The following is a 16,241-nucleotide window of genomic DNA, read 5'->3' on the forward strand; positions in this document are numbered from 1 at the left end:
CCCACCGCACACAGGCCCTCCCATGCCCACCGTACTGATCACTGGCTGTTCCAGCGGCATCGGCCGCGCCCTCGCCGACGCCTTCCGTGGCGCCGGCCATCAAGTCTGGGCCACCGCCCGCAAGCCGGAGGATGTCGAGCGGCTCGCCGCCGCCGGCTTCCAGGCTCGGCGATTGGATGTCAACGACGCAGCGGACGTCGCCCGCCTGGCCGCTGAACTCGACCACCTGGATATCCTGGTCAACAACGCCGGCTACGGAGCCATGGGCCCGTTGCTCGACGGCGGCGCCGACGCCTTGCGCCGGCAGTTCGAGACCAACGTCTTCGCCCTGGTCGCTGTCACCCGTGCATTGTTCCCCTTACTGCGTCACAACCGCGGGGTGGTGGTAAATATCGGCAGCGTCTCGGGTGTGCTGGTCACGCCCTTCGCTGGCGCCTACTGCGCCTCCAAGGCCGCGGTGCATGCCTTGAGCGACGCGCTGCGCCTGGAACTGGCGCCATTCGGGGTAAGGGTCATGGAAGTGCAGCCGGGGGCGATCGCCTCGCAGTTCGCCAGCAACGCCGGGCGTGAAGCCGAGCTGCTGATCGCCCAGGACTCGCCCTGGTGGCCACTGCGCGAGGGCATCCGCGCCCGGGCCCGCGCCTCCCAGGACCGGCCGACGCCGGCCGCGGATTTCGCCCGCCAGGTGGTCATGGCACTGCAACGCAATCGCCTGCCGGACCTGCTGCGCGTGGGCAATGGCAGCCGCGCGCTGCCCTGGCTGGCCAACTGGCTGCCCGGCGGCATGCTGAAAAAAGTCTTGATGAAGCGTTTCGGCCTCGACGTAACGCTTTGATCTTCCCGGTTTTACGGGACCTGAGCGAACGATAGCTGACCCTATCGCTAACTATAAAGTGCACACCAGAGCATTTTCCAATGCCGCGCCAGAGCCAAGAATCCCCATAGCATTTGAACGGCCATCCCAGACATTAGTGTCATCTCCCGCTGAAAATGGCCCTGCAGGGCCCATTTTGCGGGGGAGAAGCACTGCCGGATCAAAGGCAATCAGGGAGAAACCTCCAGGATCGGAGCCCCATGGTCTGGCTGGCAGTCTTTCTCACAAATGCATACAGGTAAACTCTGGAGTCATTCGTGAAACACGCTCAACTTCCTCGCAAAGTCCCCACGCAAGCCCGCTCCAGGATGATGGTCGAGACCATCCTGAAGACCACCGCCACGATGGTGGTCAAGCACGGCTATGCGGGAACCAACACCAACCTTGTCGCCGAACGCGCCGGTGTCAGTGTCGGTTCGGTCTACCAGTACTTCCCCAACAAGGACGCACTGATCGCTGCTCTTTACGAACGCCACGCCCAGGCGGTGAACCAGATCATCCTCGACGTCGCCGAGCGCCAGGAGGTGGCCGACCTGCCGAGCCACATCACCCTGCTGGTACGCGGACTCCTGCAACTGCACCTGCAAGAGCCCGAGTTGCACCGGATGCTGGACAAGGACTTCGCCTTCCTCAGCAACGGCGCCAGCGAACACCAGGCACGGATCACCCACTCGATGGAGTGCCTGCTGCAACGCTGGCGCCATCGGCTGGCCCTAGGCAACCTGCAGTCGGCCGCATGGCTGACCGCGCAGATGATCATGTCGATGGTCAAGGCCTATACCCTGGAAGCCCCGCAGATCAGCCAGGCCGATATCGAAGAGGCGATCTGCTGCTCGGTGACCGGGCTGCTGTGCGCCAGTCCGCACAGCAGCTTCACCCAGACCGGTTATCTGCCGGGCAACATCGTCACCCACTCACGCCTGGGCGCCGCGTGACGCCTGGACCTGCAGCAGTTGCTGGTAGCGCTCGAGCAGCCGGCGCGACTGCAGGTAGCTAGGCACCTCCACCACCAGCCCATCGACTTCGGCACGCACGCTGCCCGCGCGGGTGGCGTGCTCGAAGGCATCGATCTGCCGTTGCGCCAGGTCGGCCTCGGCCGCAGTCGGGGTCAGGTAGCGATTGGCCACGGCGACATGCGCGGGGTTGACCACGCCCTTGGCCTGGTAGCCGATGGAACGGGCAAACTGCATGTCCGCCTCGGCGCCTTCGTCGTCGGCGAAGGTATAAGGCGAATCGATCGCCAGCACGCCCGCCGCCGCGCACTCGAGCAAGAAGCGCGAACGCGGGTAGAACAGCTCGGTACCAGCGCGGCTGCGACCGGCGCCCAGGTCGGCGACCATGTCCTCGGTGGCCACCAGCATCGCCTTGATGCGCGGGGTGGAATGGGCGATGTCGATGGCCCGGACCACGCCCAGCGCGGTTTCGATGTTCGGCACGATCAGGGTCGAACCCGGCGTGATGGCGTACTGCCCTTCCAGACGGGTGATGTGCCAGTCCAACAGGGCCATCTGCTCGCGCGACTCGACCTTGGACATCATCACCACTTGCGGCCGTGCCGCCATCACCGCCTCGAGGTCCTCCAGGCCGCAGGTTTCGAACGGGTTGATGCGCACCGAGCTGATGCGTCCGCATTCGCGCCAGTGCTGCATGACCCGCGCGGCCAGCTGGCGCGCTTCGGCACGCCGCTCGGGCGGGGTGAAGTCTTCCAGCTCCTGGACCAGCACGTCGCCGTCGCCGTTCAGGGCATCGAGCAGCGCGGCCTCGTCGGCGCCGGGAATGAATAGGAAGGTGCGGCAAAGCGCCAGGGGATTGTCCTTGGAAACAGCCATGTAGACGTCCTGTAGTAATGAAAGATGGGAAAGGCGCGTCGGCGCTAGAGCATTGCCAAGCCGCCGTCGACGGCGATGGTGGTGCCACTGACGAAGGACGACTTGCCCGAGAGCAGCCAGCCGATCACCTCGGCGGCCTCCTCGGCGCTGCCCTCGCGACGCAGGGCGGTCATGCCATGCAGTTGTTCGAGCTTGCCGGCGGCACGGGTGGTGTCGTCGAGCATCGGCGTGCGGATCACCGCCGGGGCAACGCAGTTGACATTGATGCCGCGCGGGCCCAGCTCACGGGCCAGGCCCTTGCTCAGGGTGATCACCGCGCCCTTGCTGGTGGCATAGCCCAGCGTGCCGGCCAGGCCGCCGCCGCGGATGCCGGCGACACTGGCCACGGTGCAGATGCGCCCGCCCTCGGGCATCAGGCGCACGGCCTGCTGGACCACACTGAAGGTGCCGATCAGGTTGATGTCCAGCAGCTGGCGCAGGCGCGCCACGCTCAAGGCGTCGAACGCGCTGGTGTCGACTACCCCGGCGCAGGTGGCCAGCGCATCGACCCGACCGAACTCGCGTTCGATCTCAGCGAACACCCGCGCCACCGCCTGCTCGTCACACAGGTCCAGGCAGTAATGCCGATGCCGCGCGCCGATGGCATCGAGCGTCGCGGCCAGTCCCCGGGCATCCAGGTCCAGGCAGGCCACCCGGTAGCCCTCGGCGGCCAGCAGGCGGGCCGTCGCCGCGCCAATACCACTGGCGGCCCCGGTCACCACCGCCACCTTGGTCAGTTCCAACATATCGAAAGCACTCCTTGCGACAACAGTGCCCGGTACCAGCTGGGCACGCTCTTGGACATGCTAAAAGAATGTATGGGACTCAACTACTCGCATTCATTTCGGCGCCATGGCAGGCGTACCATACCGGCAACCGGACAATGAACTCGCATTTTAAATTCCGGCTAAATAAACAGTGGCGATATTCGTCGTCACGTTCGAAACGCGAGCTTTTCCCAATTCAACTTTAATTTCCGTGAAAGCGATCGCCCCAGCGCGACGGCGCGCCGTCAACGGTCTTGAAAAAAACCAGCAAGACCGCGTATTTCGTGGCCCACAGCTTTTCATAACCGAGCACCGCAGTCAGTTATAAGAATGCGAGTAGCCAGCATCGAATAACCTGCTTACGATTAAAACCACTTTGAAACTTTATATTTCAGATGCACTTCGAGCGCACTGAAATGAGGCAAACAAAGTTTCAAACACATTACAACAATTTTTCGCCCCTCATATAAAAGGACGTTCACGATGAGCACCAAGGGTTTCGACACCGTCATTGAAATCAAATACCGCGACACCGACTCCATGGGCCATGTCAGCAGCCCGATCTATTACGACTACATGCAGCACGCCTACCTCTGCTACATGCACGACCTGCTGAAGCTGCCCAAGCGTGAAAAGCTCCCGCACATCATGGTTCGCAGCGAGTGCGACTACGTCGCCCAGGCCATGTATGGCGAAACCCTGGTGGTCACCAGCTCGGTGGTCAAGTTCGGGACCAAGAGCTTCGAGATCGAGCACATCATGCGTCGTTCGGACGACAGCAAGGAAATCGTCGCCAAGGCCAAGTCGTATCACGTGATGTTCGACTACGACAAACAAGCCACCGTGCCCGTGCCGCAAGCGTTCAAGGACCAGGTCCTGGCATTCCAGGAAGGCTGAGCCCGAGCTCAGGGATGATGGTTTCGCCGGGCGCCTGGCGGCCGGCGAGCAGACTCAAAGGAACTCTCGCGATGAAATTCTCCTGGACGCCCCAGCAACATGAACTGCTGGTGAAATACCGGGCCATCGGCGCCGAGCTGGCCGAGGCCCGCCGCAGCGCCGAGCCTGGTTTCGACCATCACGGCTGGCAACGCCTGTGCGATGCCGGCCTCTGGCAATTGGTCATCCCCGCCAGCCACGGTGGCCTGGGCGAGGATTGGTGGGGCTTCACCGCCGCGCTCGAAGGCCTGGCCTCTTCGATCCGCACACCGGAGCTGCTGCTCTCGGTGATCGCCCAGGCCGGCATGGTCCGCGCGCTGATGCTGTACGGCAGCGACGAGCAGAAGGATCGCTACCTCACCGCGATCCTCAACGGCGCGCTGAGCGCCACCGGCATCGCCGAGCCCGGCACCGGCACCGACGTGCGCAGCATCCATAGCCTGCTGACCCCGACCGGCGACGGCTACCGCCTCAACGGCAGCAAGTTCAACATCGCCCACGCCCCCGTGGCCGACTTCATGCTGATCGTGACCAAGCTGGACACCGACGCCAAGGCCAACATCGCCCTGGTGATGATCGACAAGGACACCCCGGGCCTGACCCGTGGCCAACCCGACGACAAGCTCGGCAACAAGCACCTGCCCACCGGCCCGCTGCACTTCGACAACCTGCACATTCCGGCCTCCCAGGTACTTGGCCAGCCAGGCCGCGGCCTGCAGCAGCTGATCAAGATCATTTCCCTGGGCCGCCTGTACTACGGCCTGGTGGCGGCCAACCTGCCGACGCCGTTCCTTGCCGAGGCCATGCAGTACGCGGCCAAGCGAGAGAGCTTCAACAGCGCCATCGACAGCCACCAGTACGTGCAGAAACGCCTGGTCGACCTGGCCATGGGCATCGAGCGCAACCGCTGGATGGCCTATGCCGCGCTGGACCAGCTGCTCGACGACCACCCGCAGGCCCTGATGAGCTGCTCGATCGCCAAGCTCGGCGCCGCGCAGGACTTCATCAACAGCGCCATCAGCCTGCTCAAGCTGTACGGCAGCCTGGGCTACCACGAAGGCGACATCGCCAACCTGGTCAAGGACGCCCTCGGTTTCGCCAGCGTCGGCGGCACCGAAGAGATGCACCAGAAGAACATCTTCAACCAGCTGCTGCGCCTGACACAGGCCGTCTGAAACGGTCGAGACCGCAGCCCGCAAGCCCTTTCATGCCCTGCCGGCACGCCAGGCCCGCCCCTTCCGGGGTGGGCCCGGCGTGGCCCGGCACTGGGGCTTTGCCTGCCTTCCATTGCGCCCAACACAAAGAGAGCAGACCCGATGCCCACTTCATCGATGCCCTTGCACAGCACGTCCTCCACCGCCTTCGCCGAACCGGTCGACGACCGCTTCGAACACGCCAGCGTCGACGAACTGCGCGCCCACCAGCTGCAACGTCTGCGCGTCACCCTGGAGCACGCCTACACCAACGTGCCCTGGTACCGCGAGCAGTTCCAGGCCCTGGGGGTCCGCCCACAAGACCTGAGCAACCTCGACGACCTGGCCCGCTTCCCCCTGACCAGCAAGGCCGAACTGCGCGAGCACTACCCGTTCGGCCTGTTCGCCGTGCCCATGGACCAGGTGGTGCGCCTGCACGCCTCCAGCGGCACCACCGGCAAACCCACCGTGGTCGGCTACACCCGTCACGACATCGATGTCTGGTCGTCGCTGGTGGCCCGCTCGATCCGCGCCGCGGGTGGCCAGCGTGGCGACCGTATCCATATCGCCTACGGCTATGGCCTGTTCACCGGCGGTCTGGGCGCGCACTACGGCGCCGAGAAACTCGGCTGCACGGTGATCCCGATGTCCGGTGGCCAGACCGAGAAGCAGGTCCAGCTGATCCGCGACTTCCAGCCCGACATCATCATGGTCACGCCGTCGTACATGCTCAACATCGCCGAAGAGATCGAGCGCCAGGGCCTTGACCCACATGCGCTGTCGCTGCGGGTCGGGATCTTCGGCGCCGAGCCGTGGGGCCAGCAGATGCGCGGCGAACTGGAACAACGCCTGGGCATCCAGGCCCTGGACATCTACGGTCTGTCGGAAATCATGGGCCCGGGCGTGGCCATGGAACACCTGGACACCAAGGACGGCCCGACCCTCTGGGAAGACCACTTCTACCCCGAGATCATCGACCCGGTGACCGGCGAGGTGCTGCCCGACGGCCAGTTCGGCGAACTGGTGCTCACCACCCTGAGCAAGGAAGCCTTGCCGATGGTGCGCTACCGCACCCGCGACCTCACCCGCCTGCTGCCCGGCACCGGCCGCGCCATGCGCCGCCTGGACAAGATCACCGGGCGCAGCGACGACATGCTGATCATCCGTGGGGTCAACGTATTCCCCAGCCAGATCGAGGAACAGCTGCTGAACCTGTTCATCTTCAGCCCGGTACACGAGCTGCACGTGAGCCGCGAAGGCAATCTCGACGCGCTCACCGTCCAGGTCGAGCTGCGCCCGGAGCACAGCCGGCTGAGCAACGAAGAGCAACTCGCGGCGTGCCAGCAGCTCAGCCACCGGATCAAGGTACACGTCGGCATCAGCACCCGCATCGTGCTCAATCCCTGCCACTCCCTGAAACGCTCCGAAGGCAAGGCCGGCAAGGTCATCGACCTGCGCGGCACGCGCTGACGGCCTGGTAACCCTCCGCAACGGACTCACGAGGTTGACCCCAACATGGATATGACCATCGGCGACTTTCTCCTGCGTCGCCTGCAGGAATTCGGTATCCGCCACCTGTTCGGCGTGCCCGGCGACTACAATCTGACCTTGCTCGAACAGGTCGAGGTCATGCCGGACCTGCGCTTCATCGGCAACTGCAACGAACTCAACGCCGCCTACGCCGCCGACGGCTATGCCCGCGCCCAGGGCTTCGGCGCGGTGCTGACCACCTACGGCGTCGGTGACCTGAGTGCCCTGAACGGCATCGCCGGGGCCTATGCCGAGCGGGTCCCGGTGGTCATGATTTCCGGCATGCCACCGCTGCACGCGATCATCGACCGCGCCCTGATGCACCACACCCTGGCCGACGGCAACTACGACAACATCATGGTCGCCGTGCGTCAGTTCACCGTGGCCCAGGCACGCATCACCGTCGAGAACGCCGCCCAGGAGATCGACCGGGTGCTGCAGACCTGCTATCGCGAACGCCGCCCGGTGTATCTGCAGCTACCCTCGGACCTGGCCTACCTGCACATCGAAGTGCCCGACACCCCGCTGCAGCTGAGCGAGGCCCGCAGCGAGCCGGGCCAGTTGCAGCATGTCGTCGCCAAACTGCGCGATCGCCTGGCCAAGGCGAGCCGGCCGGTGGTGCTGGTGGATATCGATGTCGAACGCTTCGGCCTGACCGAGCAGGTACTGGAACTGATCGAACGCCTCGAACTGCCCTTCGCCAACCTGCCACCGGCCAAGGCCATGCTGCCGGAGTCCCACCACTTGTGGCTCGGCACCTATGCCGGCGCCGGCAGCGCCCCGGCGGTGCGCGAGGCGATCGAGCAGGCCGACTGCGTGCTGAGCATCGGCGCGCGCTTCGCCGACGTCAGTACCGCGCTGTTCTCGCAGAAGTTCCAGGACGGCGCGCTGATCCAGCTGCAGCCCTATGCCGCATCGATGGCCAAGGTCCACTACAACGCCGTGAGCATGCGCCAGGTGCTGGAAACCCTGGTGCAGCAGCCACCGGTCATGCAGGCCGCGCCGCGCCAGGTGCCGCCCTTCAGCGGCCCAGCGGCGTACCAGGCCCAGCCCGAACGCCCGTTGAGCCAGCTGCGCTTCTGGCAGCGCATCGCCAACCTGATCCGCGGCGACGAACTGATCATCGCCGAGAGCGGCACCTCGTCGGCCGGCCTCAATGGCCTGCGCATGCCGCGAGGCGTGACCTACCTCACCCAGCCGATCTGGGGCTCGATCGGCTACACCTTGCCGGCGCTGCTCGGCAGCCTGCTGGCCCAGCCGCAACGGCGGCAGATGCTGTTCATCGGTGACGGCTCGTTGCAGATGACCGTGCAGGAACTGTCGACCATCCTCGCCCACGACCTGAAGCCGATCATCTTCCTGATCAACAACGACGGCTACACCATCGAACGCCTGATCCTCGGCGAGCATTCCAGCTACAACGACATCAACCCCTGGCGTTACGCGCAACTGCCCAAGGTGCTCGACACCCGTGACCGCGCCAGGCACTTCACCGTGCACACCGAAGACCAGCTGGAAGTGACGCTGATCGAAGCCGAGGCCTGCGACTCGCTGGTGTTCATCGAGGTGGTGATGGAGCGCATGGACGCGCCGGAGTCGCTCAAGCGCTTCGCCCGGCTGTTCGCCGAGTTCGACTACGGGCTGCCGACGATGAGCCAGCCGACCCTGGCGCATTGACAGACGGCGGCGCCTGCAAGATCGAGCGCCGCTTCGCGGGCAAGTCGCATCGGCGCACCACCGAATTATCTGCCTCGCGGCCGACGCCGCACACAAGAGACACGGCCCGGGCGGCATCGCCACCCGGGCTTTTTTGCATCAGGCGATCGAACGCACCACCCCGCCATCCACGCGCATGGCCGCGCCGGTGGTGGCGCTGGCCTGACGCGAAGCCAGGTAGACCACCAGGCTGGCGACCTCCTCGACCGTGGCCAGGCGCTTGATGATCGAGCTGGATCGGTGCTCGGCGATGAAGCTGGCCTCCAGCTCTTCCACCGGCTTGCCGGCCTCGTCGGCCATCTTCTCGAAATAACCACCCACGCCTTCGGAACGGGTCGGCCCCGGCAACACGGCGTTGACCGTCACGCCGGTGCCGGCCAGGGTCTCGGCCAGGCCGCGGGACACCGCCAGCAGCGCGGTCTTGGTGGTGCCGTAGTGGACCATCTCGGTCGGGATCTGCAGCGCCGATTCACTGGACATGAACAGCACCCGGCCCCAGTTGCGCACCTTCATGCCCTGGGCATAGTGACGCGACAGGCGCACCGCGCTCATCACGTTGACCTCGAAGAAGCGCTGCCAGTCTTCGTCGCTGATCTCGAAGAAGCCCTTGGGCTCGAAGATGCCCAGGTTGTTCACCAGGATGTCGATTTCCGGCTCCTTGGCGAACAGTTTCTTCACCCCCTCGGCCGTGCCAAGGTCCGCCACCACGCCGGACACCTTGGCGCCTGGCAGCTTGTCGGTGATTTTCTTGATGGCGCGTCTGACCCGGCCATCATCGCGGCCGTTGATCACCACATCCGCACCCGCCTCGGCCAGGCCGAAGGCGACGGCGAACCCTATTCCGGCCGTGGAACCGCTGACGATCGCACGCTTGCCGTGCAAGGAAATATTCATACCTGCGTCCTTTTTCTGGATGACTTCTGTTCCCAAAAAAAACACGCCGCCAACAACGCGAGCATTGTTGGCGGCGTGCCTCATGGCTGTTTGACCGCTGTGTTCAATCGCGTTCGACCTTGGCTTGCAATACCGGCGCGAACGATTGCCAACCGCCGCCCAGGGACTTGTACAGCCCCACCATGGACAGCGAAGTGGCGGCGCTGCTTTGCACCCACTGCTCCTGGTTGGCCAGCAACGCGCTCTGCACCGTCAACACGTTGAGGAAGTCCACCGCGCCCTCCACGTACTGGCGCTTGGCGTTGTCCAGGGCGACCCGGCTCTGGCGCACCGCTTCCTCGAGCAGGTCGCGGCGCAACTGGCTGGCGTTGTACTGGCGCAGCACGTCGTCGACTTCGTGCCAGGCGCGCAGCACCGTCTGCTGGTACTGCAATGCCGCCTGCTGCTGCTGCGCCTCGCGCAGCTCGAGCACGCCCTTCAGGCGCCCGCCCTCGAAGATCGGCAGATTCAACTGTGGCCCGATAGCGAAGCGCCGCGCGTCCCAGTTGCCGAAGTCGGACAGTTGCATCGACTGGAAGCCGGCGCTGCCGGACAGGCGAATGCTTGGGTAGAAGTTGGCCTTGGCCACGCCGATGCTGGCGGTGGCCGCGTGCAGCCGCGCCTCGGCCTGGCGGATGTCGGGACGACGCTCGGCCAGCTCCGATGGCAGGCCCATGGCGAAGCGCTGGGCGGTGCGCGGCAGCTCGCCCGGGGTCAGCAGTTCGCGCTGCAGGCTGCGCGGCGGCTCGGCCACCAGCAGGCTCAGGGCGTTGATCAGCTGGGCCTGGCGCTCCTCGAGGGTCGGCAGGCGTGCCTCGACCGCGGCCACCTGGGCGGCGGCCTGGGCCACATCGAGGTTGGTCGCCACGCCGTCGTTCAGGCGCATCTGCGACAGGCGCAGCGAGTGCCGGGACACGTCGAGGTTCTCGCGCACCACGCCGAGCGTGCTCTGCACCGAACGCAGCTGGATGTAGGTGCTGGCGGTTTCCGCCAGCAGCGACAACAGCACGCCCTGGCGATCGTTCTCGGCAACCTCGACACTGGCGTCGGCCGCTTCCACTTCGCGGCGCACGCGCCCCCACAGGTCCAGTTCCCAGGCCGCGACGAAGTCGCCCTGCCACAGGTTGAAGGCCGACTTGCCGCCTTTGCCGGACGGGTCGGAAAGCCCCTCGGCACTGTTGCGCGCCCGGCTGTAGCCGGCGTTGACGTCCACCGACGGGTACTGCGCCGAGGCGATGCTCATGCGCAGCGCGCGGCTCTGCATCAAACGCGAGGTGGCAATCTGCAGGTCCAGGTTGCGGTCTACCGCGCGCTGGATCAGCGCTGTCAGCTGCGCGTCGTGGAAGGTCTCCCACCAACGGGCCTCCAGCGGCGTGCTTTGCGGCTGGCTGGGCGCGGCCTTTTCCTGCAACTCGGGCCAGGCCGCCGGGGCGCTCGGGGTGGGCTTGTGGAAGTCCGGTCCGAGGGTGCAGGCACTCAAGGCCAGGGTAGCGCCCAACAGCAAGGGCGTGCCGGTGCGTGCAAGCTTCATCGGGCGCTGACCTCCTGGTTGGCCTTGCCCCGGGCGTCCTGGCCGCCTTCGCTGCGGGTGTCGATGTCGGCGATCACCGACATGCCCACGCGCAGGCGCTGCAACAGTGGCTGGTCGGCGTCGAAGACGATCTTCACCGGAATACGCTGCACCACCTTGGTGAAGTTGCCGGTGGCGTTGTCCGGCTTGACCGCCGCGAAGGTCAGGCCGGTGGCCGGCGCGACGCTCTGCACGACCCCACGCAGGCGCTCGCCGGGGAAGGTGTCGACGCTCACCTCCACGCGCTGCCCAGGCAGTACGTGGGTCAGCTGGGTTTCGCGGAAGTTGCCGATCACGTAGGCACGTTGCAACGGCACTACCGAGAGCATCTTCGCCCCTGGCTGCACGTAGGAGCCGATGCGCACCGCGCGCTCGCCGACCATGCCGTCGATCGGTGCGACGATGGTGGTGTAGGACAGGTCCAGCCGCGCGCGGTCCAGGGTCGCATCGGCATGCTTGCGCCCGGCCTCGGCGGCCTGCAGTTGCGCGCTGAGGATGTCGGTCTGCTTGCGCGCCGCCGCCAGGGCCGCGCTGGAGTTGGTCGAGCGCGCCTGGGCCTGGTCGACCCGGCTGCGCGCCTGTTGGGCGTTCTGCACAGTGCCGGCGCCCTGCTCGGCCAGGCGCGTGTGGCGGGTCAGCTCGTGGCTGGCAAAGGCCAGCTCGGCCTTGTCGGCGGCCACCGTGGCCTCGGCCTGGGAGATCAGCGAAGCCTGGCGCTCCAGGGTGGCCTTGGCGTTCTGCAGTTGTGCGCGAGCCATCTGCGCCTGGGCCTCGGCCGCCGCCAGGGCGGCCTGGAAATCGCGGTCGTCGATGCGCGCCAAGGTCTGTCCGGCCTTGACCTGCTGGTTGTCCTCCACCAGCACTTGGGTGATGAAACCGGCCACTTTCGGGGCCACCACGGTGTAGTCCGCCGACACGTAGGCGTCGTTGGTCGACTGCACGCCCCCGCCGCCGAACAGCGACGGCAAGGCGGTAGAGGCGATGCCGCCGACGACGATGACCGCCGCCGCGATCAAGGCCAGTTTCTGGTTTTTACTCATGGTCATGATGTCTTTCTCTCTCAACAAGAACGCTATGCCACCGCGCGGGGTGGATAGATTCGGGTAGGCACGAAGGGAATCAGCACGATCAGCGCCAGCGCCAGTAGTGCCATGCACAGGTAGAGGTCAGCCGAGGTCAGCACCACAGCCTGTTCGTGAATACGCTTGGCCAGGCCCGCGGCGTTGCCGTCGACCAGCGGCGAGTTGCCCAGGTTGTCCACCAGCATGTTCGAGTGGAAATGCCGGCGGCTGGTGGTCAGCGCGTCCAGCACTCCGGCGGCGACCACCGAGGCAAGGCCCTTGATGGTGTTGAACCAGGCCGAGGCGAACGGGCCGTCCTGCGGCGTCATGCCGCCGGTGGCGAGCATCAGCAGCGGGATCACCGCCATGGGTTGGCCGAAGATCTGGAACAGCTGCAACACGTAGAAGTTGTCGCGGATCCATTGCGAGGTGACGAAGGTGCCGCCGAAGCAGGACACCGCCAGCATGCCCAGGCCGATGGCCAGCACCCAGCGGCAGTCCACCGCGCGGATGTTGCACAGCGCCGCCGTCAGCGGCAGGGCCAGCAATTGTGGCAGCGCCACCAGCAGCATCACCGGGCCGGTCTGCGCCGGGCGATAGCCCTGGATCTGGGCCAGGAAGCTCGACGGAATGATGATCACCGCCGACAGCACCACCAGCACGCCGCCCAGGGTGATCAGGGCGTGGGTGAGGTTGCGGTTGGTGAGCATCTGCAACTTGAAGAACGGCAGCGGGTGGGACCACTCGTTGATCATGAACAGCACCAGCAGCGCCAGGCCGCCGCCCAGCAGCCAGCAGATCATCGGCGAGTTGAACCAGCCATAGCGGTCGCCCTGGGACAGGCCGATGACGATCGAGCAGATCGCCGGCAGCCCCAGCAACAGGCCACGCCAGTCGAACTGCTTGAAGCGTTCCAGGCGCAGCGGGTCCTGCGGCAGCCCCCAGGCCACGCAGGCCATTGCCAGCAACGACGGTACGATGATCTGCCAGAACGCCCACTGCCAACCGACGTATTCGGTCCACAGGCCCGCCAGCGGCAGGCCCAGGCTGGGGCCGAAGGTGGCGGTCAGGGCATAGCCGGCCAGGCCATAGAGCTTGATGCCCGGCGGCAGGAAGCGCAGCGCCACGCTCATCAGCATCGGCGGCAGGGCACCACCGGCGAAGCCTTGCAAAGTGCGCAGCACCATCAAGGTTTCCTGGTTGGGCGCGAACGGGCACAGCAGGCCGAGCACGGCGAAGGCGCCGATGGCGCAGAGCGTGAAGCGGCGCAGGGAGAAGGTCACCGAACACCAGGGCGCGAAGGCCATGGCCGACACCGAGGTCGCCGAATACAGCGCCACCAGCCACGAACCTTCGTCGGCGCCGATGCCCATGCCACCGCGAATATCGGCCAGGGCCATCTTGGTGACCATCTCGTTGAGGCCGGCGCACAGTACCGCCAGCAACACGCCGACCAGGCCGACCACGATGCGCGGACCGAACGCCGGGGGTGCGGCCGGCTTGGCCGGGGCCGCTGCCGCGGCGGTAGCCGTGACGGCCAGCGAAGTCATGGCCTGGCCCCGGCGCTACGGGCTGGGGCGGGACAAGGCAGATAGGCACGCATGGCTTTGGAACTCCGGGAAAATAGATACCCGGCAAGTCTAGGGAGGCGCAATGCTGACGAAAACTGACATATTCGCAGCTTTGTGCTGCATGCAATGCAACAATCAAGTCACTTAATCATAAGTGCCCTATGCCCCGGCCCCACGCATGTCCCTGCAGGAGCGGCCTTGCGCCGCGAAAGGGGCGCATGGCGGTTCCGGCAATACCCGCCAGGGTCTGCTGCGCAGCCCTTTCCGGCCGGTCCGACGCCTCGACAAGGCCGCTCTCATGGAACAAACCAGAACTCATTGATTTAGTTTGATCCTGTGGGAGCGGGCTTGCCCGCGAACACCGGCGAAGCCGGTGCCAGGAACCGTGGCGCCTGCTTCGCGGGCAAGCCCGCTCCCACAGGGATAACGGTTCCCTGCGCGACAGCCCAGCCCCAAAGGGCTGGGCGATCTCCTACTGGGGCGCCGCAAACGTCCCTCACTCAATGCCTGCTGCAGCACTCCTTAAGCGTCTGCCGCAGCCAGCGATGCGCCGGATCGTTGTCGTAGCGCGGGTGCCAGGCCTGCATGATGGCCACCGACTCGAGCGCGATCGGGATCCGGAACGAGCGCAACGGCAGCCCCAGCCGCGCCACACTGAGCAGCACATGCTGCGGCAACGGCAGCAACAGGTCGGACTCGGGCAACGAGAACATCGCCGAGTGGAAGCTCGGCGTGATCAATGCCACTCGCCGGCTCAAGCCCATGCCCGCCAGGGCCTGGTCGATCGGGCCGGTGGCGCGACCGCGCCGCGACACACTGATCTGCTCATAGGCGGCGAAGCGCTCCGGGGTGATCTCGTCGCTGAAGATCGGATGGTCGACCCGGGCCAGGCCAACGAAGGTGGTGGAGAACAGACTCTGCACCTTGATCTCCGGCCCCAGGTTGCGGGTGGCGCTGATATACAGGTCCAGTCGCCCGTCGCGCAGGCTTTCGTCCTCGTCGCCGCCCTCGCCCTCCGGGACGAAGCGCAGCACGGTGCGCGGCGCCTGCCGACGCATGGTTTCCAGCAATGGCGTGGCGAACGGCGCGATGAACACATCGTTGGCGCGCAGATTGAAAGAACGTTCGAGGGTCGGCAGGTCGACCTCGTCGCTGGAGCTGAAGACCTGGCCGGCCTGTTCGACCACGCTGCGCACCTGGCTGCGCAGCGCCATGGCCTTGGGCGTGGGCACCAGGCCACGGCCAGCGCGCACCAGAATCGGGTCGCCGACGGCATGGCGGATTCGTGTCAGGGTGCGGCTCATGGCCGCCGGGCTGAGGTTCATGCGGCGTGCCGCCCCGACCACGCTGCCTTCGTCGAGCAGCGCATCCAGCGCGACCAGCAGGTTCATATCCGGAAAGTGCATGGTAAGCATCCATTCAAGAATTTCAGTGAATCCGCTGCAATATTACCAGTCTTTGCCGACTTTCCTGCCTTTGCATACGACGCAACATGTGATTGCGCCGCACACCATTTACCCGGCTGCATGCATTCTCAAGAATACCTGCCTTGTACATAAACAATGGACCCGCAAGCATGTTCAGGTCGGTACTGATCGCCATCGATGGCACCTCGCACAGCCTCGGCATCCTCGACACCGTCAAGCGCTTCTGCGATACCGAGCAGCATTTGCTGCACGTGTTGCTGGCGGTCGACAGCGCCTATGCCCTGGAAGAGTTCGACCAGCGCCTGAGCAGCTTCGACCGCACCGAATACCCCGCCGCCGCCCAGGAGCAGCTGCACGCGGACAAGATCGTGCAACAGGCCATCCAGGCCTTCGAACAGGCGGGCTTCTCGACCACCGGCAGCCAGGAGGTCGGCGAACCGGCCGAAGCCATCATCAAGGTGGCGAAGGCACGCAACAGCGACCTGATCGTCATGGGGCACCGCCACCTGTCACGCCTCAAGCGCATGCTCGATCCTTCGATCGCCAGCAAGGTCATCGACGAAGCCAGCTGCCCGGTGCTCATCGACGCCCGCCACCAATCCCCACGCCACTGAACCGAGACGACACGGATGAAACTCGACTACCTGCAACTGGAACAGTTCGGCGCCGTCGCGCTGGTGCGCCTGAGCCGCCCCGAAGCCCTCAACGCCCTGTGCGTCGAGCTGATGGAGGAACTGGCCGGCGTGCTCGAGCGCCTGGAGCAGGACCGCAGCGTGCGCGCCCTGGTGCTGACCG

15 protein-coding genes are annotated in these 16,241 nt (G+C 65.7%); 8 read left to right on the forward strand and 7 right to left on the reverse strand.

Translation table 11 applies throughout. The annotated features are described in order from the left end of the window. Positions 1–22: 22 nt before the first annotated feature. Both N5D48_RS22980 and N5D48_RS22985 read left to right on the forward strand, forming a co-directional pair. The gene (locus N5D48_RS22980) at positions 23–835 is read left to right on the forward strand and encodes an SDR family oxidoreductase (RefSeq protein WP_279888242.1); all 813 of its coding nucleotides are present in this window, start codon (positions 23–25) and stop codon (positions 833–835) included. Between the two features lie 296 nt (positions 836–1,131). Beyond that, positions 1,132–1,809, forward strand: coding sequence for a TetR/AcrR family transcriptional regulator (locus N5D48_RS22985; RefSeq protein WP_279888244.1), 678 nt, complete (start codon positions 1,132–1,134; stop codon positions 1,807–1,809). Here the strand turns inward: N5D48_RS22985 and N5D48_RS22990 are convergent. Continuing rightward, positions 1,789–2,703 (reverse strand): CoA ester lyase, encoded by a 915-nt coding sequence (locus tag N5D48_RS22990; protein ID WP_279888246.1) that lies wholly within the window; start codon positions 2,701–2,703, stop codon positions 1,789–1,791. The genes N5D48_RS22985 and N5D48_RS22990 overlap by 21 nt on opposite strands. A 44-nt stretch (positions 2,704–2,747) precedes the next feature. Beyond that, a complete protein-coding gene (locus N5D48_RS22995) occupies positions 2,748–3,488 on the reverse strand; it encodes an SDR family NAD(P)-dependent oxidoreductase (RefSeq protein ID WP_279888248.1) in 741 nt (246 codons plus the stop codon). A gap of 504 nt (positions 3,489–3,992) precedes the next feature. Between N5D48_RS22995 and N5D48_RS23000 the strand changes: the two genes are divergently transcribed. The 4 genes from N5D48_RS23000 to N5D48_RS23015 all read left to right on the forward strand — a co-directional run bounded on the left by N5D48_RS23000 (position 3,993) and on the right by N5D48_RS23015 (position 8,845). After that, a complete protein-coding gene (locus N5D48_RS23000; protein ID WP_253094574.1) occupies positions 3,993–4,406 on the forward strand; it encodes an acyl-CoA thioesterase in 414 nt (137 codons plus the stop codon). A gap of 71 nt (positions 4,407–4,477) precedes the next feature. After that, positions 4,478–5,620 (forward strand): acyl-CoA dehydrogenase family protein, encoded by a 1,143-nt coding sequence (locus tag N5D48_RS23005; protein WP_279888252.1) that lies wholly within the window; start codon positions 4,478–4,480, stop codon positions 5,618–5,620. 141 nt (positions 5,621–5,761) lie between these two features. Further along, positions 5,762–7,108 carry a phenylacetate--CoA ligase PaaK gene (gene paaK, locus N5D48_RS23010; protein WP_279888253.1) on the forward strand — a complete coding sequence of 449 codons (1,347 nt, stop codon included), beginning with the start codon at positions 5,762–5,764 and terminating at the stop codon, positions 7,106–7,108. Between the two features lie 45 nt (positions 7,109–7,153). Continuing rightward, positions 7,154–8,845 (forward strand): thiamine pyrophosphate-binding protein, encoded by a 1,692-nt coding sequence (locus N5D48_RS23015; protein WP_279888255.1) that lies wholly within the window; start codon positions 7,154–7,156, stop codon positions 8,843–8,845. Between the two features lie 138 nt (positions 8,846–8,983). Here N5D48_RS23015 and N5D48_RS23020 read toward each other — a convergent pair whose 3' ends face one another. The 5 genes from N5D48_RS23020 to N5D48_RS23040 form a co-directional block, all read right to left on the reverse strand. Beyond that, positions 8,984–9,778, reverse strand: coding sequence for an SDR family oxidoreductase (locus N5D48_RS23020; RefSeq protein WP_279888256.1), 795 nt, complete (start codon positions 9,776–9,778; stop codon positions 8,984–8,986). A gap of 103 nt (positions 9,779–9,881) precedes the next feature. Further along, positions 9,882–11,348 (reverse strand): efflux transporter outer membrane subunit, encoded by a 1,467-nt coding sequence (locus N5D48_RS23025; RefSeq protein ID WP_279888258.1) that lies wholly within the window; start codon positions 11,346–11,348, stop codon positions 9,882–9,884. Further along, positions 11,345–12,427, reverse strand: a complete 1,083-nt coding sequence (locus tag N5D48_RS23030) for an HlyD family secretion protein (RefSeq protein ID WP_279888266.1) — start codon at positions 12,425–12,427, stop codon at positions 11,345–11,347. The genes N5D48_RS23025 and N5D48_RS23030 overlap by 4 nt, the downstream gene beginning before the upstream one ends. 32 nt (positions 12,428–12,459) lie before the next feature. Beyond that, complete coding sequence (locus N5D48_RS23035) at positions 12,460–13,998, reverse strand: MFS transporter (RefSeq protein WP_279888260.1); 1,539 nt, start codon at positions 13,996–13,998, stop codon at positions 12,460–12,462. A gap of 521 nt (positions 13,999–14,519) precedes the next feature. After that, positions 14,520–15,425 carry a LysR family transcriptional regulator gene (locus N5D48_RS23040; RefSeq protein WP_279888262.1) on the reverse strand — a complete coding sequence of 302 codons (906 nt, stop codon included), beginning with the start codon at positions 15,423–15,425 and terminating at the stop codon, positions 14,520–14,522. Between the two features lie 170 nt (positions 15,426–15,595). Between N5D48_RS23040 and N5D48_RS23045 the strand changes: the two genes are divergently transcribed. Together N5D48_RS23045 and N5D48_RS23050 are read left to right on the forward strand one after the other, a co-directional pair. Further along, positions 15,596–16,060 carry a universal stress protein gene (locus N5D48_RS23045; RefSeq protein ID WP_279888264.1) on the forward strand — a complete coding sequence of 155 codons (465 nt, stop codon included), beginning with the start codon at positions 15,596–15,598 and terminating at the stop codon, positions 16,058–16,060. Between the two features lie 15 nt (positions 16,061–16,075). Beyond that, on the forward strand, positions 16,076–16,241 hold a 166-nt coding region (locus tag N5D48_RS23050; protein ID WP_279888268.1), incomplete at its 3' end, for an enoyl-CoA hydratase-related protein.

Origin of the sequence: Pseudomonas sp. GD03858 (assembly GCF_029840925.1) — a bacterium.
Taxonomy (GTDB): domain Bacteria; phylum Pseudomonadota; class Gammaproteobacteria; order Pseudomonadales; family Pseudomonadaceae; genus Aquipseudomonas.